24 protein-coding genes are annotated in these 23,531 nt (G+C 64.6%); 8 read left to right on the top strand and 16 right to left on the bottom strand.

Annotated features, from left to right (window positions below):
• Nucleotides 1-48 precede the first annotated feature (48 nt).
• The 5 genes from KIH07_RS11460 to KIH07_RS11440 form a co-directional block, all read right to left on the bottom strand.
• The gene (locus tag KIH07_RS11460; protein WP_226492089.1) at nucleotides 49-1,341 is read right to left on the bottom strand and encodes a branched-chain amino acid ABC transporter permease; all 1,293 of its coding nucleotides are present in this window, start codon (nucleotides 1,339-1,341) and stop codon (nucleotides 49-51) included.
• A gap of 6 nt (nucleotides 1,342-1,347) precedes the next feature.
• Complete coding sequence (locus tag KIH07_RS11455) at nucleotides 1,348-2,370, bottom strand: branched-chain amino acid ABC transporter permease (RefSeq protein WP_226492088.1); 1,023 nt, start codon at nucleotides 2,368-2,370, stop codon at nucleotides 1,348-1,350.
• A gap of 215 nt (nucleotides 2,371-2,585) precedes the next feature.
• Nucleotides 2,586-3,818, bottom strand: coding sequence for a branched-chain amino acid ABC transporter substrate-binding protein (locus KIH07_RS11450; RefSeq protein WP_226492087.1), 1,233 nt, complete (start codon nucleotides 3,816-3,818; stop codon nucleotides 2,586-2,588).
• A 140-nt stretch (nucleotides 3,819-3,958) separates the two neighbouring features.
• Entirely contained in the window at nucleotides 3,959-5,194 is a 1,236-nt protein-coding gene (locus KIH07_RS11445) for a branched-chain amino acid ABC transporter substrate-binding protein (RefSeq protein WP_319004796.1), read from the bottom strand.
• Nucleotides 5,191-6,828, bottom strand: coding sequence for a 3-(methylthio)propionyl-CoA ligase (locus KIH07_RS11440; RefSeq protein WP_226492086.1), 1,638 nt, complete (start codon nucleotides 6,826-6,828; stop codon nucleotides 5,191-5,193). Before KIH07_RS11440 ends, KIH07_RS11445 begins: the two co-directional genes overlap by 4 nt.
• Nucleotides 6,829-6,974: 146 nt before the next feature.
• Here KIH07_RS11440 and KIH07_RS11435 point away from each other — a divergent pair, with 146 nt between their 5' ends.
• Genes KIH07_RS11435 through KIH07_RS11425 form a run of 3 tightly spaced genes read left to right on the top strand, consistent with a single transcriptional unit; the run spans nucleotide 6,975 to nucleotide 9,245 of the window.
• Nucleotides 6,975-8,516, top strand: a complete 1,542-nt coding sequence (locus KIH07_RS11435) for a protein adenylyltransferase SelO (protein ID WP_226492085.1) — start codon at nucleotides 6,975-6,977, stop codon at nucleotides 8,514-8,516.
• Between the two features lie 13 nt (nucleotides 8,517-8,529).
• The gene (gene msrB / locus KIH07_RS11430; RefSeq protein WP_226492084.1) at nucleotides 8,530-8,937 is read left to right on the top strand and encodes a peptide-methionine (R)-S-oxide reductase MsrB; all 408 of its coding nucleotides are present in this window, start codon (nucleotides 8,530-8,532) and stop codon (nucleotides 8,935-8,937) included.
• Between the two features lie 59 nt (nucleotides 8,938-8,996).
• Nucleotides 8,997-9,245: a SlyX family protein gene (locus KIH07_RS11425; RefSeq protein ID WP_226492083.1), complete on the top strand. Its 249-nt coding sequence runs from the start codon at nucleotides 8,997-8,999 to the stop codon at nucleotides 9,243-9,245.
• Between the two features lie 15 nt (nucleotides 9,246-9,260).
• Here the strand turns inward: KIH07_RS11425 and map are convergent, their stop codons facing one another.
• From map to KIH07_RS11400, 5 genes are all read right to left on the bottom strand, one after another.
• Entirely contained in the window at nucleotides 9,261-10,103 is an 843-nt protein-coding gene (map, locus tag KIH07_RS11420; protein WP_226492082.1) for a type I methionyl aminopeptidase, read from the bottom strand.
• Entirely contained in the window at nucleotides 10,100-10,339 is a 240-nt protein-coding gene (locus KIH07_RS11415) for a ParD-like family protein (RefSeq protein ID WP_226492081.1), read from the bottom strand. Before KIH07_RS11415 ends, map begins: the two co-directional genes overlap by 4 nt.
• Before the next feature lie 414 nt (nucleotides 10,340-10,753).
• Nucleotides 10,754-11,737, bottom strand: a complete 984-nt coding sequence (locus KIH07_RS11410; RefSeq protein ID WP_226492080.1) for a hypothetical protein — start codon at nucleotides 11,735-11,737, stop codon at nucleotides 10,754-10,756.
• A 175-nt stretch (nucleotides 11,738-11,912) separates the two neighbouring features.
• Nucleotides 11,913-12,302 (bottom strand): hypothetical protein, encoded by a 390-nt coding sequence (locus tag KIH07_RS11405; protein ID WP_226492079.1) that lies wholly within the window; start codon nucleotides 12,300-12,302, stop codon nucleotides 11,913-11,915.
• Nucleotides 12,303-12,394: 92 nt separating this feature from the next.
• On the bottom strand, nucleotides 12,395-12,775 hold the full coding sequence (locus KIH07_RS11400) for a hypothetical protein (protein WP_226492078.1): 381 nt from the start codon (nucleotides 12,773-12,775) through the stop codon (nucleotides 12,395-12,397).
• 623 nt (nucleotides 12,776-13,398) lie between these two features.
• Here KIH07_RS11400 and KIH07_RS11395 point away from each other — a divergent pair.
• Nucleotides 13,399-14,481: an IS110 family transposase gene (locus KIH07_RS11395; protein ID WP_226492077.1), complete on the top strand. Its 1,083-nt coding sequence runs from the start codon at nucleotides 13,399-13,401 to the stop codon at nucleotides 14,479-14,481.
• A 304-nt stretch (nucleotides 14,482-14,785) separates the two neighbouring features.
• Here the strand turns inward: KIH07_RS11395 and KIH07_RS11390 are convergent, their stop codons facing one another.
• The 5 genes from KIH07_RS11390 to KIH07_RS11370 all read right to left on the bottom strand — a co-directional run bounded on the left by KIH07_RS11390 (nucleotide 14,786) and on the right by KIH07_RS11370 (nucleotide 17,300).
• Nucleotides 14,786-15,136 (bottom strand): hypothetical protein, encoded by a 351-nt coding sequence (locus tag KIH07_RS11390; protein ID WP_226492076.1) that lies wholly within the window; start codon nucleotides 15,134-15,136, stop codon nucleotides 14,786-14,788.
• Between the two features lie 532 nt (nucleotides 15,137-15,668).
• Complete coding sequence (locus KIH07_RS11385) at nucleotides 15,669-16,205, bottom strand: dihydrofolate reductase family protein (protein ID WP_226492075.1); 537 nt, start codon at nucleotides 16,203-16,205, stop codon at nucleotides 15,669-15,671.
• 64 nt (nucleotides 16,206-16,269) lie between these two features.
• Nucleotides 16,270-16,644 (bottom strand): YciI family protein, encoded by a 375-nt coding sequence (locus KIH07_RS11380; protein ID WP_226492074.1) that lies wholly within the window; start codon nucleotides 16,642-16,644, stop codon nucleotides 16,270-16,272.
• An 87-nt stretch (nucleotides 16,645-16,731) separates the two neighbouring features.
• Complete coding sequence (locus KIH07_RS11375; protein WP_226492073.1) at nucleotides 16,732-16,980, bottom strand: hypothetical protein; 249 nt, start codon at nucleotides 16,978-16,980, stop codon at nucleotides 16,732-16,734.
• Nucleotides 16,981-17,108: 128 nt separating this feature from the next.
• The gene (locus tag KIH07_RS11370; RefSeq protein WP_226492072.1) at nucleotides 17,109-17,300 is read right to left on the bottom strand and encodes a hypothetical protein; all 192 of its coding nucleotides are present in this window, start codon (nucleotides 17,298-17,300) and stop codon (nucleotides 17,109-17,111) included.
• A gap of 318 nt (nucleotides 17,301-17,618) precedes the next feature.
• Between KIH07_RS11370 and KIH07_RS25545 the strand changes: the two genes are divergently transcribed.
• The 3 genes from KIH07_RS25545 to KIH07_RS11350 all read left to right on the top strand — a co-directional run bounded on the left by KIH07_RS25545 (nucleotide 17,619) and on the right by KIH07_RS11350 (nucleotide 20,224).
• Nucleotides 17,619-18,410 (top strand): CBS domain-containing protein, encoded by a 792-nt coding sequence (locus KIH07_RS25545; protein WP_413465736.1) that lies wholly within the window; start codon nucleotides 17,619-17,621, stop codon nucleotides 18,408-18,410.
• A gap of 184 nt (nucleotides 18,411-18,594) precedes the next feature.
• Complete coding sequence (locus tag KIH07_RS11355) at nucleotides 18,595-18,984, top strand: DUF302 domain-containing protein (protein WP_226492071.1); 390 nt, start codon at nucleotides 18,595-18,597, stop codon at nucleotides 18,982-18,984.
• Between the two features lie 154 nt (nucleotides 18,985-19,138).
• Complete coding sequence (locus KIH07_RS11350; protein WP_226492070.1) at nucleotides 19,139-20,224, top strand: alpha/beta fold hydrolase; 1,086 nt, start codon at nucleotides 19,139-19,141, stop codon at nucleotides 20,222-20,224.
• 64 nt (nucleotides 20,225-20,288) lie between these two features.
• Here the strand turns inward: KIH07_RS11350 and KIH07_RS11345 are convergent, their stop codons facing one another.
• Nucleotides 20,289-21,122 (bottom strand): hypothetical protein, encoded by an 834-nt coding sequence (locus tag KIH07_RS11345; RefSeq protein WP_226492069.1) that lies wholly within the window; start codon nucleotides 21,120-21,122, stop codon nucleotides 20,289-20,291.
• A gap of 49 nt (nucleotides 21,123-21,171) precedes the next feature.
• Here KIH07_RS11345 and KIH07_RS11340 point away from each other — a divergent pair, with 49 nt between their 5' ends.
• Nucleotides 21,172-23,523 carry an ATP-dependent DNA helicase gene (locus KIH07_RS11340; RefSeq protein WP_226492068.1) on the top strand — a complete coding sequence of 784 codons (2,352 nt, stop codon included), beginning with the start codon at nucleotides 21,172-21,174 and terminating at the stop codon, nucleotides 23,521-23,523.
• The last annotated feature ends 8 nt before the right edge of the window (nucleotides 23,524-23,531 follow it).

Raw genomic sequence — 23,531 nt, 5'->3', positions numbered from 1 at the left:
CCTGCGGGCTGCGGTGCGAGCTTGCTTGGGAACGGCCCGGCGCTGCGCTCATTGCGTCTCCCGGCGCTTGATTTCTTTTTCGATCTCGGTCTGGATCTCGGCCCACTGGGCGCTGAACTGGCGCCGCGTCAGCTCGAAGATGCCCAGGCCGGTCAGCGTGACGAAGGCCGCGCCGAACCAGCTGCCCGCGTCTTTCGGGTGCAGCGACATGCCGAGGTACTTCACCACGTCGCCCATGGCCGCGTCGAGCTGCAGGTGGTAGATCATTTCCACCATGGCACCGCCACCCAGCAAGACCACCAGCGCCGTCACGCCCAGCGCCAGGTAGGCCACCCAGACCTCGCGCAGCTTGCCGAACGAGGCCACGCGCAGGTTCATCATGATCAGGCTGGCGATGCCGCCCGGCGCGTACATCACCATGAACAGGAAGATCAGGCCCAGGTAGAGCAGCCAGGCCTTGGTCAGCTCCGAGAGCAGCACCGCGGCCAGCACCATCAGGATGCCGCCGATGATGGGGCCGAAGAAGAAGGTGGCGCCGCCCAGGAAGGTGAACAGCAAATAGCCGCCCGAGCGTGCCGCGCCCACCACCTCGGCGGTGACGATCTCGAAATTCAGCGCGCCCAGGCCGCCCGCGATGCCGGCGAAGAAGCCCGCGATCATGAACGCCAGGTAGCGCACCTTCTGCGTGTTGTAGCCAATGAACTCCACGCGTTCGGGGTTGTCGCGCACGGCGTTCAGGATGCGGCCCAGCGGCGTGCGCGTGAAGGCGAACATGAGGCCCACGCAGACGAAGGTGTAGGCCGCGATCAGGTAATACACCTGGCGCGGCGGGCCGAAGCTGATGCCCATGAAGGCCTCGCCCACCACCCGGTTGCCCGAGATGCCAGCCTCGCCGCCGAAGAACTCGGAGAACATCAGCGACATGGCGAACACCAGCTCGGCCATGCCCAGCGTGATCATGGCGAACGGCGTGCCGGCCTTCTTGGTCGTCACATAGCCGAACAGGATGGCGAAGAACAGCCCGGCCACACCGCCCACCAAGGGGATCAGGCTCACCGGAATCGGCCATTGCCCGTCGGCCGCCGCGTTGAGCGCGTGCATCGCCATGTACGCACCCAGGCCGGTGTAGACCGCGTGGCCGAAGCTCAGCATGCCGCCCTGGCCGAGCAGGATGTTGTAGGACAGGCAGGCGATGATGGCGATGCCCATCTGCGAGAGCATGGTGATGGACAGGTTGCCACTGAACACCAGCGGCGCGCCCAGCAGCACCAGCGCGAACAGCGACCACACGATCCAGCGGCCGACGTTGTAGGGTTTGAATTCGTAATACGGTTTTGACATGGTCGGTCAACCTTCCCTTGTGCCCAACAGACCTTTGGGCCGGAAGATCAGGATCAGCACCAGGAACAGGTAGGGCAGGATGGGCGCGACCTGCGACAGCGTGAGCTTGAGCACCGAGTTCTCGCGCATCGCGTCGCTCACCTCCATGCCGAGCTGCTGCGCCACGCTGACGAACGAATGGTCGAGCCCGACGGCGAAGGTCTGGATCACGCCGATGAGCAGCGAGGCCAGGAAGGCGCCCGAGAGCGAGCCCATGCCGCCCACCACCACCACGACGAAGATCACCGAGCCCACCGTGGCCGCCATGTTGGGCTCGGTCACGAAGGTGCTGCCGCCGATCACGCCGGCCAGCCCGGCCAGGCCGGTGCCGGCGCCGAACACCAGCATCAGCACGCGCGGCACGTTGTGGCCCAGGCTTTCCACCATCTCGGGGTGGGTCAGCGCGGCCTGGATGATCAGGCCGATGCGCGTGCGCGTGAGCAGCAGCCACAGCGAGACCAGCATCAGCAGCGCCACCAGCATCATGAAACCGCGCGTGGCCGGAAACGGCGAGCAGATCACGCCCTGGCCCGCGCAGACCGCGCCATCCACCGAGCCCCAGAACCATTCCAGCGTGTCGTTGGCGTGGTGCACCAGGGTGAAGGCCGGGCCGCGCAGCAGCTCGGGCGGCGCGAACTCCACCGCCGTGCGGCCCCAGATCAGCTGCACCAGCTCCAGCACGATGTAGGACAGGCCGAAGGTCACCAGCAGCTCAGGCACGTGGCCGAACTTGTGCACCCGCCGCAGCGTCAGCCGTTCGAACAGCGCGCCCAGAGCGCCCACCACCAGCGGCGCCACGATCAACCCGGGCCAGAAACCCACCAGCTGCGCCACCGAATAACCGATGTAGGCGCCCAACATGTAGAAGCTGGCGTGCGCAAAATTCAGCACCCCCATCATGCTAAAGATGAGGGTCAGTCCCGAGCTCAACAGGAACAGCAGCAAGCCGTAACTCACGCCGTTGAGCATGGAGATGATGAAGAACTCCATGAAGCAGGCCTTTCGAGGGCGAAGCGGTTGGGAGAAGAAGAATGAGCGGAAGCGGACCGAGTATGGCCCGCTCATGCGACCGGCATCACATCATGAAGACATAGCGAACAGCCGGCGCGAAATGCCCAAGCCCAGAGCGCGGCGGAACCGGCTCCGCCGGGCCGCTCGCGCTGCCCCCTTGAGGGGGTCGCGCGCAGCGCGGCGGGGGTGACTCCTTATCCAGGCCGCTTCATCTCACAGCTGGTCGGCGTGCTCGACACGTAGGACGGGAATTCCTTCACCGGCGCCAGCGTCATGCCGGTGTTTTCCGGGCTGTAGGGGTACTTCTTGTCGGCCTTCTGCCAGACCGTGAGGTACAGCGGCTGCTGCAGCTGGTGGTCGTTCTTGCGCATCTCCACTTCGCCGTTGAAGTTGTTGACCTTGATGCCTTCCATGGCCGCGGCCACCTTCACCGGGTCGGTGGACTTGGCCTTGGCCATGGCCGCGCTCAGCACGTTGAACGCCGTGGGGATGGCGCCGGTGTACATGTCGTCCTTCACCCTGGCCTTGAACTCGTCGGCCCACTTGCCCATCTGGCCACCCATGTTGTAGTGCTGGTAGGCCACCTGGAACACGCGGCCTTCACCACCGGTGCCCAGCGCGGTCGGGGTGCCGGTGACGCCGGTGTAGTAGGTGTAGAACTTGCCGGTGTAGCCGCCTTCGTTGGCCGCCTTGATCAGCAGCGCCAGGTCGGAGCCCCAGTTGCCGGTGATCACGGTGTCGGCGCCCGAGGCCTTGATCTTGGCGATGTAGGGTGCGAAATCGCGCACCTGGGCCAGCGGGTGCAGGTCTTCACCCACCACCTTCACATCGGGGCGCTTGCGGGCCAGGTTTTCCTTGGCGAACTTCGCCACCTGCTGGCCGTGCGAGTAGTTCTGGTTGAGCAGATAGACCGCCTTGACGTCCTTCTGGTCCTTCATGAAGGTGGTCATGGCCTCCATCTTCATCGAGGTGTCGGCGTCGAAGCGGAAGTGCCAGTAGCTGCACTTGCTGTTGGTGAAATCGGGGTCCACCGCGGCGTAGTTCAGGAAGATCACTTCCTTGCCGGGGTTGCGCTCGTTGTGCTTGTTGACCGCGTCGATCAGCGCGCCGGCCACCGAGGAGCCGTTGCCCTGGGTGATGTAGCGCACGCCCTGGTCCAGCGCGGCCTTGAAGGCGTTGAGGCTCTCAGCCGGGCTGAGCTTGTTGTCGAAGGCCACCATCTCGAACTTCACACCCGCGGGGTTGCTGGCACTGAACTTCTCGGCAAAGAACTGCCAGCTGCGCATCTGGTTCATGCCCACCGGACCCATCAGGCCGGTCTGCGGATCGATCAGCGCGATCTTGACCGTCTCGCCCTTCTGGGCGAAGGCGCTCGCCAGGGTCAGCGACAGGGCGGCAACGGCGACGGATTTGAGAACGAATTTCACAGGTGGTCTCCTTGGGTAGGGGGGAAAACGCCAGCGTAAGCCTTTGCCCCCTCCCGACCCTCAGGGATTGCCCCTAGCACCTATCGCGCAGGTGACTGTGCGCTCGCACATGCGTAGCGGTACGAGCTTCTGCCAACACCTCAAGGTCGCTGCATCTGGCAGCGCGACGGGCCGGTCAGCCCGGCTCCTTCGAAATATTGCACCGGGGCAAAGGTGTAACCGGTGTCCTCGGCGCTGCGCGGGTGGCGCGGGTCCACCTTCTGCCAGCGCGAGATGTAAATGCCTTTTTGCAGCTGGTGGTCGTCCGCGCGCAGTTGCACCGGGCCGCTGAAGCCGCGAAAGATCATGCCGCTGAGCCGGGCGGCCACGCGGGCGGGCTCGGTCGAGCGCACGTGGGCCATGGCGTGCGCCAGCATCTCGATGCCGTCGTAGGCGGCGTACACCGTCAGGTCCTCCCCGTAGCGCTGGCGAAAGGCCGTGGCCAGCTCGCCGATGGGGCCTTCCTGGTTGGAGTGGTTGTAGGCCACCTGGTAGACCGGCAGGCGCACACCACTCTCGGCCAGCGCGGTGGGCGTGCCGACGAGCCCGGGGTAGTAGGCGTAGAGGGGAATGGTCAGGCCCTGCCGCTGCATCGCCTGGATCATGTCGCGCAGGTCGGCGCCCCAGTTGCCGGTGACCAGCGCCTGCGCGCCCGAGTCGCGGATGCGCTGCACGAAGGGGGTGAAGTCGATCCCCAGGAACGGCGGGTGCAGTTCATCGCCCACCACCTGCACGTCCGGGCGCTGCTGCGCCATGGCCTCACGGAAATAGCGCGACACCTGCTGACCATGGGCGTAGTTCTGGTTCAGCAGAAAGACCTTTTGCAGCGCGGGCTGCACGGCCATGAACCGCGTGAGCGCCTGCATCTTCATGCCGGTATCGGCGTCGATACGGAAGTGCCAGTAGCTGCACTTTTCGTTGGTCAGCGCCGGGTCCATGGCCGCGTAGTTGATGTAGAGCACGGGGTGCTCCGGGTCGCGCGCGTTGTGCCGCGTCACCGCGTCCGAAATGGCCGCCGCCGCGCCCGAGCCGTTGCCCTGCACGATGTAGCGAAAGCCCTGGTCGATGGCGGCCTTGAGCGCGTTGAGGCTTTCCTGCGGCGAGCCCTTGTTGTCAAAGCCGGCCACCACGAAGCGCACGCCGGCCGGGTTGGCCGCGCCGTTCTTGCGCTCGGCCATGAACTGCCAGCTCTTGAGGCTGTTGCGCCCGATGTCGCCGGACGGCCCCGAGAGCGGGTCGATGAAGGCGATGCGCACGGTCTGGCCCTGCTGGGCCCACAGCGCCAGCGGCCACATCAGCGCGGCCACCAGAGCGAAGCGGCGCAGGGGGTGCTTCACTTCAGCACGTAGTCCTTGAGCTGCTGGCGCAGCGTCATCTTCTGCATCTTGCCGGTGGCGCCGAGGGGAATCGCATCCACGAAGACCACGTCGTCCGGGATCTGCCACTTGGCGGTCCTGCCTTCGTAGAACGCCAGCAGCTCTTCACGCGTGAGCTCGGCGCCCGGCTTCTTCACCACCACCACGATGGGGCGTTCGTCCCACTTCGGGTGCTTCATGCCGATGCAAGCGGCCATGGCCACGGCCGGGTGGGCCATGGCGATGTTTTCCACGTCGATGGAGCTGATCCACTCGCCGCCGGACTTGATCACGTCCTTGCTGCGGTCGGTGATCTGCATGAAACCGTCGGCGTCGATGGTGGCCACGTCGCCGGTGGGGAACCAGCCCTTGCCCGCCGCGTCGTAGCGCAGCGGGTCGCCGCCCTCGCCCTTGAAGTAGCTGGCGATGATCCACGGGCCGCGCACCAGCAGGTCGCCAAAGGCCTTGCCGTCCCAGGGCAGTTCGTCGCCCAGTTCGTCCACGATCTTCATGTCCACGCCGTAGACCGCGCGGCCCTGCTTGAGGCGCACCTGCGTCTGCTCTTCGGGCGGCAGCGCGAGCTGCGCGTTCTTCAGCGTGCAGACCGTGCCCAGGGGCGACATTTCCGTCATGCCCCAGGCGTGCAGCACTTCCACGCCGTAGGTGTCGTTGAAGGCGTTGATCATGGCCGGCGGGCAGGCCGAGCCGCCGATCACCGTGCGCTTCATGGTGCTGAACTTCAGGCTACCGGCCTGCATGTGGCCCAGCAGCATCTGCCACACCGTGGGCACGCCCGCGGCCATCGTCACCTTTTCGGATTCGATCAGTTCGTAGACCGACTTGCCGTCCATCGCCGGGCCGGGGAACACCAGCTTGCAGCCCACCGCCGCAGCGGAGTACGGCAGGCCCCAGGCGTTGACGTGGAACATCGGCACCACCGGCAGGATGGAATCGCGCGCCGAGCAACCCAGCGCGTCGGGCAGTGCCGCGCCGTAGGCGTGCAGCAGTGTGGAGCGGTGCGAATACAGCGCGGCCTTGGGGTTGCCCGTGGTGCCGCTGGTGTAGCACATGCTCGATGCGCTGTTTTCGTCCAGATCGGGCCAGAGGTAGGTGTCGGGCTGCGCGCCCATCCAGGCCTCGTAGCTCAGCAGGCCAGACACGCCGCTGTCGGCCGGCAGCTTGTCGGCGTCGCACAGCGCCACCCAGTGCTTGACGCCCGGGCATTTGCCCGCCACCGCCTGCACCAGCGGCAGGAAGCTCATGTCGAAACACACCGCGCGGTCGTCGGCGTGGTTCACGATCCAGGCCAGTTGCTCGGGGTGCAGGCGCGGGTTCAGCGTGTGCAGCACACGGCCGGTGCCGCTGACGCCGAAATACAGCTCCAGGTGGCGGTAGCCGTTCCAGGCCAGGGTGGCCACACGGTCGCCGGCGGCCAGGTGCAGGCCGTCCAGGGCGTTGGCCACCTGGCGCGCGCGGCGGGCAATCTGGCCCCAGTTGCTGCGGTGGATGTCGCCCTCGACCCGGCGCGAGACGATCTCGGTGCTGGCGTGGTGGCGCTCGGCGTGGGTGATCAGCGACGAGATCAGCAGCGGTTGGCTTTGCATTTGTCCCAGCATGGGAAGTCTCCTTGGTGTAGTTGCACTTGCACTGAAATAGAACAGCCGTTCGCATCATGCCGCAGTCGCTGGCGCGATTCACAGCGGGTTGCCCCGGATAGCCCGCCCGGGCGTGGGTGCAAGTCATCCCGGTGACAATGCGGCGCATGACCCCTCCCCACTCCGCAACCGCGGGCGCCGACACGGTGGCCAGCCTGGCGCCCGGCCGCTGGAGCCACCGCTTCGCCAGCCTCGGCCCTGCGTTTTACACCGAACTGCGCCCCACGCCGCTGCCGGCCCCCTACCTCGTGGGCAGCAGCCCGGCGCTGGCGCGCGAGCTCGGCCTGGACGAGGCCTGGGCGGCATCCGACGACGCCCTGCAGGCCTTCACCGGCAACCGCCTGTTGCCCGGCATGCGGCCCCTGGCCAGTGTGTACAGCGGCCACCAGTTTGGCCAGTGGGCCGGGCAACTGGGCGACGGGCGGGCCATCCTGCTGGGCGAGTTGCCCAGCGAACAGGGGCCGCAGGAGATCCAGCTCAAGGGCGCCGGGCTCACGCCGTATTCGCGCATGGGCGACGGCCGCGCCGTGCTGCGCAGCTCCATCCGCGAATTCCTCTGCAGCGAAGCCATGCACGCCCTGGGCATCCCCACCAGCCGGGCGCTGTGCGTCACCGGGTCTGACCAGCCCGTGCGCCGCGAAGAGATCGAGACCGCCGCGGTGGTCACCCGCGTGGCGCCCAGCTTCATCCGCTTCGGGCATTTCGAGCACTTCTCGCACAGCGGGCAACACGCCGCGCTCAAGCAGCTGGCCGACTTCGTGATCGACCAGTTCTACCCCGGCTGCCGCATCGCCGACGGCAACCCCTACGCCAACCTGCTCGAAGCCGTGAGCGCGCGCACCGCGGCCATGGTGGCGCAGTGGCAGGCGGTGGGCTTCTGCCACGGCGTGATGAACACCGACAACATGAGCATCCTGGGGCTGACGATCGACTACGGCCCGTTCCAGTTTCTCGACGCCTTCAACCCCGCCCACATCTGCAACCACAGCGACACCGGCGGGCGCTACGCCTACCACCGCCAGCCCAACATCGCGCACTGGAACCTGTTCTGCCTGGGCCAGGCCCTGCTGCCGCTGATGGACGACCAGCAGCAGGCGCTGGACGCGCTGGAGCCCTACAAGGCCGTCTTCCCCGCCGCGCTGCAGCAGCGCATGGGCGACAAGCTCGGCCTGGCCACCGTGCAGGACGGCGACCCGGAGCTGGTCGACCAGCTGATGCAGCTCATGGCCCGCGACGCGGTGGACTTCACCATCTTCTGGCGCCGCCTCTCGCACGCCGTGGCCGGCTTTGCGGAACCCCTGGCCGACCAGACCGCCGCGCGCCAGGCCATCGAGCCGGTGCGCGACCTGTTCCTGCAGCGCGAAGCCTTCGACGCCTGGGCCCTGCACTGGCGCGGCCGCCTGCAGAGCCAGCCCGACTTCGACCCCACCGAAACGCAGGCGCGCATGCTGGCCACCAACCCCCAGACCGTGCTGCGCAACCACCTGGGCGAGATCGCGATCCAGCACGCCCGCCAGGGCGATTTCTCGGCCCTGCGGCGGCTGCAGACCGCGCTCGAAACCCCGTACACCGCCCTGCCCGGCCACGAAGACCTGGCCGGCTTCCCGCCCGACTGGGCGGCCCACATCGAGATCAGTTGCTCGTCCTGAAGGAGTTCCCCCCATGACCTTCCCCGTCCAGAAGACCGAAGCCGAATGGCGCGCCCTGCTCGCCGAGAAAGGCGCCGAACGCGGCGCCTTTGACGTGACCCGCCACGCCCACACCGAGCGCCCGTTCACCGGCAAATACGAGCAGGTCTGGGCCGACGGCAGCTACCACTGCATCTGCTGCGGCAACACCCTGTTCGACGCCAGCACCAAGTTCGACGCCGGCTGCGGCTGGCCCAGCTTTTCGCAGGCCGTGCCCGGCGCCATCACCGAGATCACCGACCGCAGCCACGGCATGGTGCGCGTGGAAACCGTGTGCAGCCAGTGCGGCGCGCACCTGGGCCACGTGTTCGACGACGGCCCCTCGCCCACCGGCCTGCGCTACTGCATGAACTCCGCCTCGCTCGAACATCGGCCGGAGTGAGGGATTGGGGTTGTTTCATGCGCTGCGGATCACGCGCCGGCGTGGTGTCCAATAGCCCCATGAGCACCGCTTCGACCCCACCCTCAGCCCCCGCCGCCGTGCACCTGGAAGACCGCCTCACCGAACTGGAGATCAAGGCCAGCTACGCCGACGACCTGCTCGACACGCTGAATGCGGTGGTTGCCCGCCAACAGGAACAGATCGACCTGCTGCTGCGCGAAGTGAGCCAGTTGCGCCGCCAGGGCGCTGCCGACGGCGGCTCACCCGGGTTTCGCAACCCACGCGACGAACTGCCACCGCATTACTGAACCGGGCGCGCGCTCTCAGACCGGCTCAAACACACCCACAGCAGGCGCGGCGCTCACCGGCTCGATCGCCGCGTAATCGCCCAGGCCATCGGGCCAGGGCGTGAGGATCTCGAAACCGGTGTCCGTCACCGCCACCATGTGTTCCCACTGCGCCGAAAGCGAACGGTCGCGCGTGACCACCGTCCAGCCGTCCGACAGCTCCTTGGTCTCGCGCTTGCCCGCGTTGATCATGGGCTCCACCGTGAACACCATGCCCGGCGCCAGCTTCAGGCCCGCGCCGCGCTGGCCGTAGTGCAACACCTGCGGCTCGTCGTGGTAGATCTGCCCGATGCCATGGCCGCAGTACTCACGCACCACGCTGAACCCCGCCGCGTGCGCCACCGACTGGATCGCGTGGCCCACATCGCCCAGCGTCGCGCCCGGGCGCACCTGCTGGATGCCCGCGCGCATCGCCTCGTAGGTCGTGCGCACCAGGCGCTTGGCCAGAATGCCCGGCTCGCCCACGCAATACATGCGGCTCGTGTCGCCGAACCAGCCGTCCTTGATCAGCGCCACGTCGATGTTGACGATGTCGCCGTCCTTCAGCTTCTTGTCCGACGGGATGCCGTGGCAGATCACGTGGTTCACCGAAGCACAGATCGTCTTCGGGTAGCCGTGGTAACCGATGTTGGCCGGAATCGCCTTCAGCTCGTTCACGATGTGGTCGTGGCAGAGCCGGTCCAGCTCGTCCGTGGTCACACCCGGCTTCACGTGTTCGCCGATCATGCGCAACACGTCCGCCGCCAGATTCCCAGCGCGCCGGGCCATGTCGATCTCGGCCGCCGTCTTGATGGTCACCCCCCGCTTGCCGCCCGTCATGCTGCCTTCTCCAGGCCGGCGGGCGGCACGCTCCTGAGACTGGGTGTCACCGGCGCCTGCCGCTCCGACTCGATCAGCAGCTGGCAGATCTCGCCGTGGCACAGCGTTGGGTTCAGCTCCGACAACATGCCCACGCGCAGCCAGTGTTCGGCCTGCGCGTTCATGGAGCGGCTCAGCGCCCCACTGGTCAGACGCAGGTTTTCATGCATCTGCTCTGAAATCTTGATGATGCCCATATGAGCCTCCTTGTATACGATTTGTAGCTGGTTCGTATATTACCAAGGGAACGGGCGGCTGGGGCATGGAGCGGGGGAACGGCCCTTGAGCGCCCGGGTTTTTTTTCTTGAGATGGTTTGCTTGTTGGTGGCTGAAGGAGGCTGGATGCATGGGGCCGGTGCCGGCCTATTCTGTTGAAAAACTCTTCTCGCTCAACTCCGCACGCGCCACCGGAAAAATCGACCTCTCAGATCGATCGAGGATCGACGATCACAGTCCTGCCAAGGGTTCAAGCACTCCCAAAAAAGAGGTCTTCATCACTGTCGACGAGTTTTTCAACAGAATAGGCCAGGAGCAGTCGGAGCGCGAAAGGAAAGCAGTCGTTCAACCGCGGAGTTCCGTGGCGCCTGCAGGGCGCCCGCTGGAACGCAGGGTTAGCGATCACCGCACAATGGACCCTGGCAATTGAGTGTATTAAAGTCATAAACTGCCGAGTGCCCGGGATTGCCGTCTGGCCGCGGTATGCCCTTAGGGATTATGAAAGTGGCCGAGTTGCCACCGTATAGCCCAGAGGGATACGTGAACGATTTCAGGACAACGTATGCGTTATAAAAAGATGGCTTTGGCGGTTTTGGAATGCCCTTACCTGCCACGGGAGGAATATCTCGTTGCGGAGAATTCTGGATAACTGTATCTGCCCAAGCGTCGGCATCAGTTGCTGTGGCCTTTCTCAGTAAACCTTTACGAACGGCATCTTCTAGCCCCGCAGGACCAGCGATAGGAGCATTTTTATCGTAGAACGATGCTGGCGTGGTTTCAGGGGACGTGACCAGTTTGGTTTCTACTTGTAATGGCACCCCTATGACTACCCGGCCTTTCTCAGCAGGAAAAACCATTTCGACAGGCCGCCCGAAAACGCGCTTTGCCATTGGGTTTAGTGCGGAAAGGGTGTTGTTGGTTACGTAGAAATAGCCACATGGACCGTGATTGTCATAAGAACTATTTAACTGTGGGACATTCTTCTCTAAGCCAGCGACAGCTTGCCGGTGGTACCCACTCACAAGAACCGCCAAAATCCTTGTCCCCGTTGACCATCCAATATTCCAAATGGTTGGTTCGTACGCACCCAGCATCAGCACTACAGGCTTATTGGGGCTATTCACTGCGACATCTATTTGAGTGCCTTCGTGACCGCTCTGGTCAACTTGGAAGGAAATTTTGCGCCCTGAATATGCGCCTGCAGCGAAAACTGCAAAGTCGGAGGGTAGCTTCAGGTCGGAGAAGCCACACGCTGGTTTTTGCGTGACACGATCCGGCTGCTTTGCTTCGGGTTGAAACTCAAAAGGCTTCAGCTCAGCAGCAGCAGTACATGCGGTAAAGATGACTAGCGCGGCAAGAAGGGAAGGGCGTGATCGCATGGTGGGAATTTCCTGATTGCTAACGTTCGACATGAGCGGACAGGCGCCGGCTTGCCGGCGCCTGTCCGCTCGATTGATTGGCGCGACGGTCCCGCAGATTCCATGCTGGGGCGATTCCCCAACAGCCAAAACATCCATCAGTTTCTTGCCCTTGTGGGGGAGTCCATATAAGGGGTTAGGCGCTCGAACCGCGGAGGACTTCTATTGCTATGCGACCGAAAGATTTACCTCTGCCGCGGAGCGCCTGATTGACCGAAACCGTGTTTGTCGTGTTCTCGAAGCGCTCCGTGCTTAGCAACTCGCCGCTTTCGCGGGAAACGACTACTTCGAACTCCCAGAACTCTTCGGCTTGACTTAGCCAGACACCGCTGAACAGATTGCCTTCTTGTTCTGGAACCTCAGAAAGTCTTGCCAGGATGCCTGAGTTTGGAACGAGACCGTGTGAGAGAAGTATTGCGTTTAGCCAGGCAAGGCGGGTAGGGTGTGAGGCAAACATTTCGGCAGCCTGTCGTACCTTTGCTTCTGTTTCTGCATTCTGCTGCGCGACGTTTCTCTGTAGTGGCATTTCGAGCGCCTAACGTTCGACGTAAGGGGCGGCCACAAGTGGGCGAAGCCCGCTTGTGGACGTCCCCTTGACGGAGGGGTTAGGCCGATGGCTCATATGTCGATTCTGGTGCATTCGAAATCGACATTCCCATCGCAGGGAACCTCTCCAAGATGGATGTGGAACCCAAAGACTTCGACTACACCCTCGGCTTGATCTATGACGCGGCCGCGGCCTCTGTAGGAATACTGGCCAACGCGCTCGAGCCTGGGGCGGGACTTCTCTTCTTTAACATGCTCCGGCCAGTCGGAGAGGTACGCTGCCTGGACAGTGGCATCTAGCGCTGACAGTTGATTTTCAACCTGATCGCCAGCTTTCAGATGACACGGGTAGCAGAAGACAACGATCTCACCGCAAGCACTCGACAGCGTAACGGTCGCCGATTCGTCGCCCGGTGCGTATGGCTTAACAGCCTTGACCAAGACGGTACTCATAGGCCTAACGTTCGACGTAAGGGGCGGCTTGCGGCTTGCCGCAAGACGTCCCCTTGACGGAGGGGTTAGGGCGCCCGGCTTGAGTGAGCACAGGGCCACCAAAACCTGACTCAAGGCGACTGCCTTGAAGCAGGCGCACTGGGCCGACTACCGATGGCGGCGGACAACTCGGCCTGTTGCTACGCACCGTGAGCCCTCCATGACCTTGAATAGAACACCGTCTGTAAGTTGATCGTAGTTGACGCCCTGAGAATAGACGAACGCGACCTGGCATCGGGCTGTTTGACCGGGAGCGACGGGCTCGACCGGGCCTTGGCTGCAGGCCACACCCAAATACTCACCGCCCTCGACTTGGAGGTGTGGACGGTATTGGAACTCGTTGAGCTGGATGGGCGCACTACGACCACCCTGAGTGATAGGCAGGAAGAACAACTCCACTTCTGCATCCACCGGTCTGCTCATGAGCGCCCTAACGTTTGACATGAGGGGCGGCCAAGGGCGATAGCCCTTGGACGTCCCTCTCGATTGATGGGATGGACTCCCCCGTTTGTTTGCGCGAGAAACGCGCTCTGGTCTTCATTGGCGTGGGGATCAGGTCTTCATCCAAACGAAAGGAGTCCGAGATGAATGCTACAACCGTCGCCGTTGATTTGGCAAAGTCCGTCTTCCAGCTCGCCGTGGCCGATGAGCACTGGCGCATCGTCGAAACCCAGCGCCTGACGCGCACCCAGTTCGAACGCTGGTTCGCCAACCGTTCTGTCGGCCTGGTGGTCATGGAAGCCTGCGGGTCCGCCCACCATTGGGCGCGCTGGTTGAATTCGCTGGGCATCGAGGTTCGTCTCTTGCCCGCCCAGTACGTGCGCGCCTACGTCCGGCGCAACAAGACCGATGCCAGCGACGCGGCTGCCCTGCTCGAAGCCGCCCGCGCTTCCGATATGCGCCCGGTGCGCGTCAAGTCGGTCGAACAACAAGCCCTGCAAGGTCTGCACCGCATTCGCTCGCTCTGGATGGACACGCGCACCTCGCGCATCAACGCCTTGCGCGGCTTCCTGCGCGAGTTCGGGATCGCGGTTCCTGGGGGTGCGCGCACCGGGCTGGAGGCGATCAGCCGTGTGCTGGCCGATCCAGCTTCTGCCGTGCCCGAGCTGATCCGTGGCAGCACCCGTTTGCTGGTGGAAGAAATCCGCCTGCTCGAAGCGCGCATCGCGCAGCTCGAACGCGAGCTCGCCGCATTGGCGCGCCTGAGCCCGGCCTGCACAACCTTGCTCTCGATCCCGGGCATCGGTCTGCTCACAGCCACCGCGCTGGTGGCGGCCACTTCGGGCGATGTGACGCACTTCAAGGACGCGCGCCACTTTGCCAGCTGGTTTGGCCTGACGCCGCGCGAGCACTCTTCGGGCGGTTCGCGCTTCCTGGGCAAGATCTCCAAGCGTGGCGACCGCTACCTGCGCATGTTGCTCACGCACGGCGCCAGGAGTGTGCTGCGAGCGGCCAAGGTGGCTGAGGCGGCCGAGCGCGAGGTCTGTGGCGTTCGCCGATGGGCACTGGATGTGCAGCGCCGATCGAACCGCAACAAGGCCGCCTGCGCGCTGGCCAACAAGCTCGCTCGCATCTGCTATGCCACGCTCAGAGACAAGACGCCGTTCGGTGAAACCGAGCGACTGAACAAGAAGATCACCCGAGAGAGCTTTGTGATGCCAGCCTGAGTGGTTGGCCCCCACGAAACAGCCGTCACCAGAAAAGCGCTTTGTTCTACCCACGCCGCTTGCGACGAGATTGATTGACCCACATGGCCAACCGGGCACACCCCAGACCGTCTGACGCCGATAACTCTTCCGGCTCATCCGCAGCCGTTTGTATTGTGTGGCGCGACGGTCCCGCAGATTCCATGCTGGCACGGACCACAACAGAGTCCACCTCAGATGCCGGATATACGACTGCAGGCGATTCCCCAACAGCCAAAACATCCATCAGTTTCTTGCCCTTGTGGGGGAGTCCATATATGAAGGGTTAGGCCGCCGCGCACTCGATGCGACTGACATCGCGTGCCCAAAATCGAATGCTCGGCGCGTCTTCGAAGCTTTGAACTCGAATCTTTGCATGCTCCCAACCAAGAAAAGTGACATCTAGGACTTCCAAGCCCATATAAGAGTGCGGGAATCCAGCATCTATTTCTAACTCATGCACGCCCTCAAAGCGAAGCGTGACCTTCGTTCCGCCCTTCTCGAGAGTGAGTTCAAGTGATCCGTATGGCGCATCTCCAACCGTATAGCCAAGACCAGTGATGTCATAGGTATACGGCTCAGCTAGAACCGGATGATCTGTTGCGTCGGCGAGATTTGCTGCGGAGAGTGAAGACATTGCTTAGGAGGCCTAACTTTGATTTAAACCGGCAAAACGCCGGATAACAACAATCGCAGTCGTTAAACAAAGTCGCATAGCATCCTCAAAATCTGTTTGAAATCAATCCTGTAGCGCAACCTGCTGGATGTGCGAACAGGTTTAACAGTTCCGACAAACCCGACTGGTCTCTCGGCGCCCGAGCGGGTTGACGGGGCAGGCACGAAAACCGTTGGGCAGTTTACTTGGGGGCATCCAGTTGTAGCGGCAGAACCTGCCGACCGCTGCAACTGGAATGGCGGCTTTGCGACGCCGTGCCAGATGCCCGCTCCGGGTCGCGATGTTGAGTTCGTCGCCTCAAAGACCAGCCGTTCAGCCCGCGTCGAGCTGAACGGCTGGTGCCGGCGTTGACCGCGAGCAGGAGGTCCCGGCCAGGAGCGGCCGTTGCTATGTCGGCGAAGCAGTCGTTCAACGCCCGCGCTCACCGGCGAGCCGAGCAACGCGAGGCCGTCCGAGTGCAGCGCGTTGTCAGGCGACATGACCCATCTCCGGGTCAGCACGCGCGCCGGTAGTGCATGGCGACCGCGCCGCAGCGCAATGGCTTGGCCGAGATCAACTCAAGCCGTCGCGTGCTGGGCAGCCCGCTCTCGTACAGGGTCGGGCCGTGGCCAGCGATCCTGGGGTGGACGAGCAATTGGTACTCGTCGATCAGATCCAGCCGGTCCAGCTCGGTCGCGAGCTTGCCGCTACCGAGGAGCACGCCGTCCGGGGTCGCGTCCTTGAGTTTCTGTACGCCCGTGCGCAGGTCGCCGGCGATGTGGTGGCTGTTGGTCCATGGGAAGTCCTTTCGCGTCGATGACACCACGTACTTCGGCTTGGCCTCCAGCTTGACTGCCCACTCGCGCATCGCTGGCGGCGCCTCTTCGTCGCCGCGGGCGACCGCTGGCCAGTAGCTCTCCATCATCTCGTAGGTGACGCGGCCCCACAGCATCGCCCCGCCCTCGTCCATGAGGCGGGTGAAAAAGGCGTGTGTCTCGTCGTCGGCGATTCCTTCCTGGTGGTCGACGCAGCCGTCCAGGGTGACGTTCATACTGAAGGTCAAGAGTCCCATGGTGTCCTCCGTTCGAGATACGCAACGGGCCGCCCGGCCCGGTTCAACACCAGCTCAGGAAGGAGTCCATGGGAATCAACTCGATGCCCCATCCGCCAGCCTCGCCCAACGAGGCGGCGGGGTGCATGGCCGCGAGGCGCGTTGCCTCGTCACGGCTTTCAGCCTCGATGATGAACAGACCACCCACCATTTCCTTGGCCTCGGTATAGGGTCCGTCGCTGATCCGTGGCTTGCCCCCTTGCGGGCGCAGCGTGATCCAGTCCTTGGGCTCGGAAAGCGACGCGGAAACCAGCACCTTTCCGGTGGCTCGCATCTGCTCATCCATCGGCGGGCATTGGCTCACCAAGGCCTGCACGTCGTCTGGCGCCATCGCGGCGAATTTTTCAGGGTTGTAGTAGGCAAGGCCGAGGTACTTCATGACTGACTCCTTTTTGGTGGATGCTGTCTTTACGACGAAGCAGCCTCCCGGCCATCGACAAGATTCGAAAGAATTTGCTGGCCCCCGTCACTTCCCCGATTCCGCCTGCTCCAGCTGTTTGGCCCGCTCGGCGGCCAGATCGTTGACGTAGCCCTCGACCTGCTTTTCGAACTGGGGCAAGTCCTGGGGCTTGGTGGGAACAGTGGGCATGCCGGGAACCGCCACATCCGAAATGGCCTCCGGCTTTTGAACCTGGGCCGGCGCGCCGCCGCCCAATTGACGGGCCACGAGAAGCCCCACCACCAGAAGCGCCAACAACACAGCCACCAGTCTCATGAGCACTCACCTTCTTCGACGTCGTCGCGTTTTCAAACCGGGCACACCCCGGTCTGTCTGACCCGGGCCATTCTGCCGGTTTCTGTGGCCCGTCGCGATGCGCTGGTGCTCTGGGGCGATGTGCTGGTTCAGATTTTGGGGTTCTTCGGTGTGTCCGTGGTGGGCTTGCCGTCGGCATCCAGATTCGTGTTCGGCTTGATGGCCGGCGAACCGGCGCCTGGAGCGTCATCGACGTTGGCCTCCACCATCTCCAGAAATTCATCAACTTCGTCGGTTGAGTGCTTGGATGGCTCAATGTGGGCCGTTTTCTCGCGAGTCATGGTGTTTCCTTTCGGTTGGGGGGCGGAACGTTTGGCTGCCAATCGCAGAGCCCTCATGGGGTCAGGTTTGAGGCGGTCTGTCTGTTCGCCAGCGAACGATTAAGCCCAGCCAGCCCACCTGCCTGAGAAAGGAAACCTCATGAACGTTCATGCGTTCCCTCCGCGCGCTGGCGTGCGCAACCGCACAGACCGGGGACAACAGCGAGTGAATGATCACTTTTCCAGCGTCGGATACCACCCTCCAGGCGCCCTCATTCCCCCCTCAGCGCCGACACGCGCCTTTCACCCCCAGCGCGTCACTGACGCAAAGGAGCCATCATGAATCCATCTACTTTTCCCCAGGCGAAGTCGGCACCGGTTGACGGCGACCTCGCCGAGCAAGCCCGTCCTGGCCACGGCATTCCGTCGCAGGACCCGAACCCCGCAGCCCAGTCGTTGCTGGAACCCAAGGAGGCCGAGCGCGAGGCCAACTCGGTGCTGACCGGAGGCGGCGTTGTGGTCGGTGCGGCAGCAGGTGCCGCCATCGGCAGCGTGGTAGGTGGCCCCGTGGGTGCGGTGGTGGGTGGCACGGTGGGTGCCGTTGCCGGCGCACTGGGCGGCGGAGCGGCAGGCGCCATGGCGAGCCCGGAGGATTCGGGCCAGCCCGCGAACCCTGTGGCCACACACACGACAAACCCTGACCAGGAGACGAACATGCAACGACTCAAAGATGTGATGAGCCCCGACGTGCAAGTGATCAGCCCCGACGCGACGCTCCGGGACGCCGCCGCCCGCATGCGGGACGAAGGCTTCGGAATGCTGCCCGTGGGCGAGAACGACCGGATGATCGGCGCGGTGACCGACCGCGACATCGCCGTGCGTGCCGTCGCCGAAGGCAAGGGCGGCGACACGCTGGTGCGCGACGTGATGTCGGAAGATGTGATCTGGTGCTATGAGGACGACACCGTGGAGGCGGGTGCCGACAAGATGAGCCGGTATCAGGTCAGGCGCCTGCCGGTCGTGAACCGCGAGAAGCGCCTGGTGGGCATCGTTTCGCTCGGCGACTTCGCCGTCGAAGCCGACGACATCCAGCCCACCGCTGACGCCCTGGTCGGCATCTCGCAACCGTAGGCCTGGACCGCGCGCTCGGTCGATTGTCCAGACGCCGGAGCCGAGATCTCAACGTTGGGCGCCTGTGACAAGACACCGGTGGACCCCACCGCGCCAGAGGTCAACCAGCCGGCGCCGAACGAATACGGCGCCACACAGGGACCGGCCAAATGAACCAGCCCACCCACCGCCCAGGAGAAGCCAGATGTACGGATTCAATGCCACCCTCGAACTGTCGTTCGACGACGCCCTTGAGCGCGTCATGGCTGCGCTCAAGCAGGAGGGCTTCGGTGTCCTGAGCGATATCGACGTGCAGCGCGCGATGAAGGAAAAGCTCGGCGTCGACATGCCGCCCTACCGCAACCTGGGTGCCTGCAACCCGCCGCTGGCGCACAAGGCCTTGCAGGCCGAGCCCGACATCGGCCTGCTGCTGCCGTGCAACGTGGTCGTCCGCCAGGAAGCCGAGGGCCGCGTCACGGTGGCGTTCATCGATCCGCTGGTGATGATGGAGATGGTCAACAAGCCCGAGGTGCAAGCTGTCGCACAGGACGCGGAGCAGCGCCTGCGGCGGGCCTGCAAGAACCTGACGCCGTGAGGTCGGCGGCCCTGAAGGCTGGTAAATACCAGTTCTGGGCATGGCTTGATCCCAGTCGCGGACCTGGGATCTCCAGACGGTTGCCGTGCCCATTCAGAACACGGAGCAGAGCAACGAGCGGATGCGGTGCAAGATCCATCGAGAGAGATGTCCCATGGCAATCGCCCTTGGCTACCCATCACGTCAAACACTGGATGACATGAAACCCACTTCATCGCGGCGATTCCGATTTGTTGTATTTGTTTTTGGAATTGCGTTCTTTGCCGTGCTGGCAGGAGCAGTCTATCAATCCAAAAGAACTGCAGCAGATTTGGCTGAATTTCCACCTCCAGGGCGCATGTTCTCAGTGAATGGCGTCAATTTTCACCTGAATTGCATGGGGTCTGGTTCTCCAACGCTCATTCTTGAAGCGGGACTTGGGGAAAATTCTTTGAGTTGGCATCCGGTTCAATCCAGGCTCGCGCAGAACATGCGCGTTTGCTCCTATGACCGTCCTGGGCTTGGCTGGAGCGATCTGATAGACACCCCTATCCAGCCTGAACATGTCGCCAAAAACCTGCGTGCATTGTTGAATAAGGCGGACATTCCTTCGCCTTATGTCTTGGTCGGTCATTCCCGTGGTGGAATATACGTTCGCGCTTTCTATCATCAGTTTCCTGAAGAGACGCAGGGCATCGTTCTTGTCGATTCGGCTAATGAGCAAGGTCCCATGCATCAGTATCACCATGCTGCTTGGGACTATCAGAAACAGGCCGTGCTCATGGCAGCTGCCGAGCCCTTGGCACGGGTCGGTCTCGTTCGATTGATGGGGATTGCCAATGCCGATCGCCAACCTTCGCCCCTACCAGCGGAAGTTGTGATGGCGAAAACGGCTGTCCAGAACCGCACCGATACCGCTCGTGCGGTTGTCAATGAAATTACTGTCATGCGCCGCGGACTTGATCCATCTACACCTCCACCGGGCAGTTTGGGAGCGCTTCCCTTATTGACCTTGACCGCCGGTAATCCAATAGATCTGAAGCTGGTCGAGCGAGAAGCGGAGAGATTGGGGAAGAATATTGAAGCAGAAAAGGCGCTTGCCCAAATCAAACAGGCAGAGCAGAATGATCTGGCCCGTCTATCCAGCAATTCACGTCATATCATTGTCAGGGACAGTGGGCACTTCATCATGCATGACCAAGTTGATGAATTTATCAGTGCTGTGATTGAATTTGTGAAACCCCTTGCTCTGAAGCAATAGTCGTTCCGAAAAACCTTCAGCGCCCGCATGAATACACCGTGTTTCTGGTGTGATTCCGGATGGTTCAAAAGCGCGCCTGGCCCGACTCTTCCAGCCGCACGGCCGGCTCGGTCTGCGCCAGCGTCATCCACACATGAAACGGCAGGCGCTGAATGCCGCGGCGGGGCGCTTCGCGGGCGATGCTGAGCTCGCCGTCGCGGGCGTACATCACGCCGCACTCGGGCGGCACCTCTTCGGGTTGGGCGATGGGCCGGCCCTTGGCGTCGTGGCCGAGCACGTACCAGCAGGCGCTGGCCATCTCCAGGTAGGCGGCGCGCTTGGCGGGTTTCTTCAGGTCGCCCAGCAGGTCGGCGCGGCTGACCTTGATCTCGTGCACCACCGGTTCCAGGTAGGCCTCGACCGAGCTGCGGCGGATGGAAAACACGTCGGGGCAGGCCATGCACCAGGCGTGCTGGGGTTCTGTGGGGTTGGTGGTCACTTCGGACTCAAAGGCCGCCATCTGCGCGGCCCAGCCGGGCGCTGGCTCCGCTGCCATGGGCGTTTCGGCCTCGCCCGTCAGCAGGGCCCGGGGCAGCGGCACGCGCAGCATCAGCCCGCGCCAGGCCAGGCGGCCCGCGCGTGTCATGGCCACCGCGACCTGCTCCACCAGCGCCTCGTGCGGCGTGCGCGCGGCCTTGTTGCTGGCGAACACGCGCGCCAGCGTCTGGATGCCGGCGTCGGTCACGCGCAGGGTTTCATGGCCATCGGCGGATACGCGGCGCTCCAGCAAGCCGGCCGCCAGCAGCTCGACCTCGACCATGTCGGCGCAAGGCCAGCCGGCCGAGCGGTAGATGTCGCGCAGGCGCCGGTGGTGCTGGCGGTTGAGCGGGGGCGGTTCGGGGGACAGGGCGGGCTCCATGGACTGACTATATATCCAGTACGATGCCCCTCACAACCCGAGCCCACCCTTGAACACCGCCACACCCCGACTGGTTGACGAAGCCGCCGCCGACGCCCCGCTGGGCGCCGTGGCGGTGCGCACGCTGTGCGATTTCGCGGCGCGCCGCGGCGACCTCGATCTGCGCTTCACGCCCTCGCCCAGCGGCAGCGAAGGCGTGGCCGGCCATGGCGAGGTGACGTCGCGGCGCGGCGCGGGCTACCAGCGCGAGGTGCCGCTGTCCAGCCAGTGGCGCGGCCTGCGCGTGCAGGGCCGGGCCGACGGCTGGGACGCCGCCGCGCAGCGCCTGGAAGAGATCAAGACCCACCGGGGCGACGCCGCGCTGATCGCGGACAACGCGCGCGCCCTGCACTGGGCGCAGGCGCGGGTCTACGGCTGGATGCTGTGCGAACAGCTCGGGCTGGAGCGCATCGAGCTGGTGCTGGTCTACTTCAACATCGACACCGGCCACGAGACACCGCTGACGGAAACCCACAGCGCCAGCGCCCTGCGCGCGCACTTTGAAGACCTGTGCGAACGCTACAGCGGCTGGGCCCGGCAGGAGCGCGCCCACCGCAACGCGCGCGACGCCGCGCTGCGCGCCCTGGCCTTCCCCTTCCCCGAATTCCGCGCCGGCCAGCGGGCGCTGGCCGAGTCGGTCTACCGCGCCCACGCCGCCGGCCGCGTGCTCATGGCGCAGGCGCCCACCGGCATCGGCAAGACGGCGGCCACGCTGTTCGCCGCGCTCAAGGCCGCGCCCGCGCAGGGGCTGGACAAGCTCTTCTACCTGACCGCGCGCACCACCGGCCGCCAGCTCGCGCTGGACGCGCTGGCCCGCCTCGGCGCCGCCGGCCAAGCGCCGGCGCGCCCGGTGCTGCCGCTGCGCGTGCTCGAACGCGTGGCGCGCGACAAGGCTTGCGAACACCCGGACAAGGCCTGCCACGGCGAGTCCTGCCCGCTCGCACGCGGTTTCTACGACCGCCTGCCCGCGGCCCGCGCCGCCGCGGCGCAGGCCGGCTGGCTGGACAAAGCCGCGCTGCGCGAACTGGCGCTGGAACACAGCGTGTGCCCCTACTACCTGGGGCAAGAGATGCTGCGCTGGAGCGATGTGGCGGTGGGCGACGTGAACCACTTCTTCGACCTCGGCGCCCACTGGCACGGCCTCACGCTCGAACACGGCTGGCAGAGCGCACTGCTGGTGGACGAGGCGCACAACCTGATCGAACGCGCCCGCGCCATGTACAGCGCCCGGCTCGACCCGGCGGACTTCCAGGCGCTGCGCCGCAGCGCGCCGGCCGCGCTGAAAAAAGGCCTCGACCGGTTGCACCGCCAGTGGAACGCGCTGGCGCGGGAACAGGCGGGGGACTACACCGTGCTGCCCGAGCCCCCGGGCGCCTTCACCGCCGCGCTGCAGCAGCTCTGCGGCGAGATCGGCGACCATCTGGCCCAGCACCCGCAAGACGCCGCCAGCGGCCCGCTGCAGGCCTGGTTCTTCGAGGCGCTGCATTTCCAGCGCGTGGCCGAGCTGCACGGTGACCACAGCCTCTGCGACCTCACGCGCACGCCCCACCCCGCCCCGGGCACGCGCGTGGCACAACCGCTGATCAGCCTGCGCAACCTCGTGCCCGGCCCGCTGCTGCAGGACCGCTGGAGCGCCGTGCGGTGCGCCACGCTGTTCTCGGCCACGCTCGCGCCCATGGACTACGTGGCCGACCTGCTGGGCCTGCCGGCCGACGCGCTGCGCGTGGACGTGCCCTCGCCGTTTTCCGGCGAACAACTCGCGGTGCGCGTGGCGCCACACATCTCCACCCGCTGGACCGACCGGCTCGCTTCGCTCACGCCCATGGCCGACACCCTGGCGGCGCAGTTCGCGGCCGAGCCCGGCAACTACCTCGCGTTTTTCAGCAGCTTCGACTACCTGGCGCAGGCGCTCGACCGGCTGCAGCAGCGCCATCCGGATATCCCGGTGTGGTCGCAGTCGCGCGGCATGGGCGAGCCCGAGCGCGAGGCCTTCATCGCCCGCTTCACCGAGGGTGGCCAGGGCATCGGCTTTGCCGTGCTCGGCGGCGCGTTCGGCGAAGGCATCGACCTGCCCGGGCGCCGCCTCATCGGCGCCTTCATCGCCACGCTGGGCCTGCCGCAGGTGAACCCCGTGAACGAACAGCTCAAGGCCCGGCTGCAGGCGAAGTTCGGCCGCGGCTACGACTACACCTACCTGTTCCCCGGCGTGCAAAAGGTGGTGCAGGCCGCGGGCCGCGTGATCCGCAGCGAGCAGGACCACGGCACCGTCTGGCTGCTCGACGACCGCTACGCTCGCGCCGAGGTGCGACGGCTGCTGCCGGCGTGGTGGCACGTGCGCAGTGGCGAGCCGCCAACCCCATAAGCCATTCG

It is taken from the genome of Hydrogenophaga taeniospiralis, assembly GCF_020510445.1.
Classification (GTDB): domain Bacteria; phylum Pseudomonadota; class Gammaproteobacteria; order Burkholderiales; family Burkholderiaceae_C; genus Hydrogenophaga.
Note: the sequence above shows the minus strand (reverse complement) of the source record. Positions and strands in the feature narration are given on the sequence as shown.

Bases quoted from the DNA above. Each gene is read 5' to 3' on its own strand.
- KIH07_RS11460 (WP_226492089.1), bottom strand. From the start codon at position 1,341: ATGTCAAAACCGTATTACGAATTCAAACCCTACAACGTCGGCCGCTGG.
- KIH07_RS11455 (WP_226492088.1), bottom strand. From the start codon at position 2,370: ATGGAGTTCTTCATCATCTCCATGCTCAACGGCGTGAGTTACGGCTTG.
- KIH07_RS11440 (WP_226492086.1), bottom strand. From the start codon at position 6,828: ATGCTGGGACAAATGCAAAGCCAACCGCTGCTGATCTCGTCGCTGATC.
- KIH07_RS11435 (WP_226492085.1), top strand. From the start codon at position 6,975: ATGACCCCTCCCCACTCCGCAACCGCGGGCGCCGACACGGTGGCCAGC.
- msrB (WP_226492084.1), top strand. From the start codon at position 8,530: ATGACCTTCCCCGTCCAGAAGACCGAAGCCGAATGGCGCGCCCTGCTC.
- KIH07_RS11425 (WP_226492083.1), top strand. From the start codon at position 8,997: ATGAGCACCGCTTCGACCCCACCCTCAGCCCCCGCCGCCGTGCACCTG.
- map (WP_226492082.1), bottom strand. From the start codon at position 10,103: ATGACGGGCGGCAAGCGGGGGGTGACCATCAAGACGGCGGCCGAGATC.
- KIH07_RS11415 (WP_226492081.1), bottom strand. From the start codon at position 10,339: ATGGGCATCATCAAGATTTCAGAGCAGATGCATGAAAACCTGCGTCTG.
- KIH07_RS11410 (WP_226492080.1), bottom strand. From the start codon at position 11,737: ATGCGATCACGCCCTTCCCTTCTTGCCGCGCTAGTCATCTTTACCGCA.
- KIH07_RS11405 (WP_226492079.1), bottom strand. From the start codon at position 12,302: ATGCCACTACAGAGAAACGTCGCGCAGCAGAATGCAGAAACAGAAGCA.
- KIH07_RS11400 (WP_226492078.1), bottom strand. From the start codon at position 12,775: ATGAGTACCGTCTTGGTCAAGGCTGTTAAGCCATACGCACCGGGCGAC.
- KIH07_RS11395 (WP_226492077.1), top strand. From the start codon at position 13,399: ATGAATGCTACAACCGTCGCCGTTGATTTGGCAAAGTCCGTCTTCCAG.
- KIH07_RS11390 (WP_226492076.1), bottom strand. From the start codon at position 15,136: ATGTCTTCACTCTCCGCAGCAAATCTCGCCGACGCAACAGATCATCCG.
- KIH07_RS11385 (WP_226492075.1), bottom strand. From the start codon at position 16,205: ATGAACGTCACCCTGGACGGCTGCGTCGACCACCAGGAAGGAATCGCC.
- KIH07_RS11380 (WP_226492074.1), bottom strand. From the start codon at position 16,644: ATGAAGTACCTCGGCCTTGCCTACTACAACCCTGAAAAATTCGCCGCG.
- KIH07_RS11375 (WP_226492073.1), bottom strand. From the start codon at position 16,980: ATGAGACTGGTGGCTGTGTTGTTGGCGCTTCTGGTGGTGGGGCTTCTC.
- KIH07_RS11370 (WP_226492072.1), bottom strand. From the start codon at position 17,300: ATGACTCGCGAGAAAACGGCCCACATTGAGCCATCCAAGCACTCAACC.
- KIH07_RS25545 (WP_413465736.1), top strand. From the start codon at position 17,619: ATGAATCCATCTACTTTTCCCCAGGCGAAGTCGGCACCGGTTGACGGC.
- KIH07_RS11355 (WP_226492071.1), top strand. From the start codon at position 18,595: ATGTACGGATTCAATGCCACCCTCGAACTGTCGTTCGACGACGCCCTT.
- KIH07_RS11350 (WP_226492070.1), top strand. From the start codon at position 19,139: ATGGCAATCGCCCTTGGCTACCCATCACGTCAAACACTGGATGACATG.
- KIH07_RS11345 (WP_226492069.1), bottom strand. From the start codon at position 21,122: ATGGAGCCCGCCCTGTCCCCCGAACCGCCCCCGCTCAACCGCCAGCAC.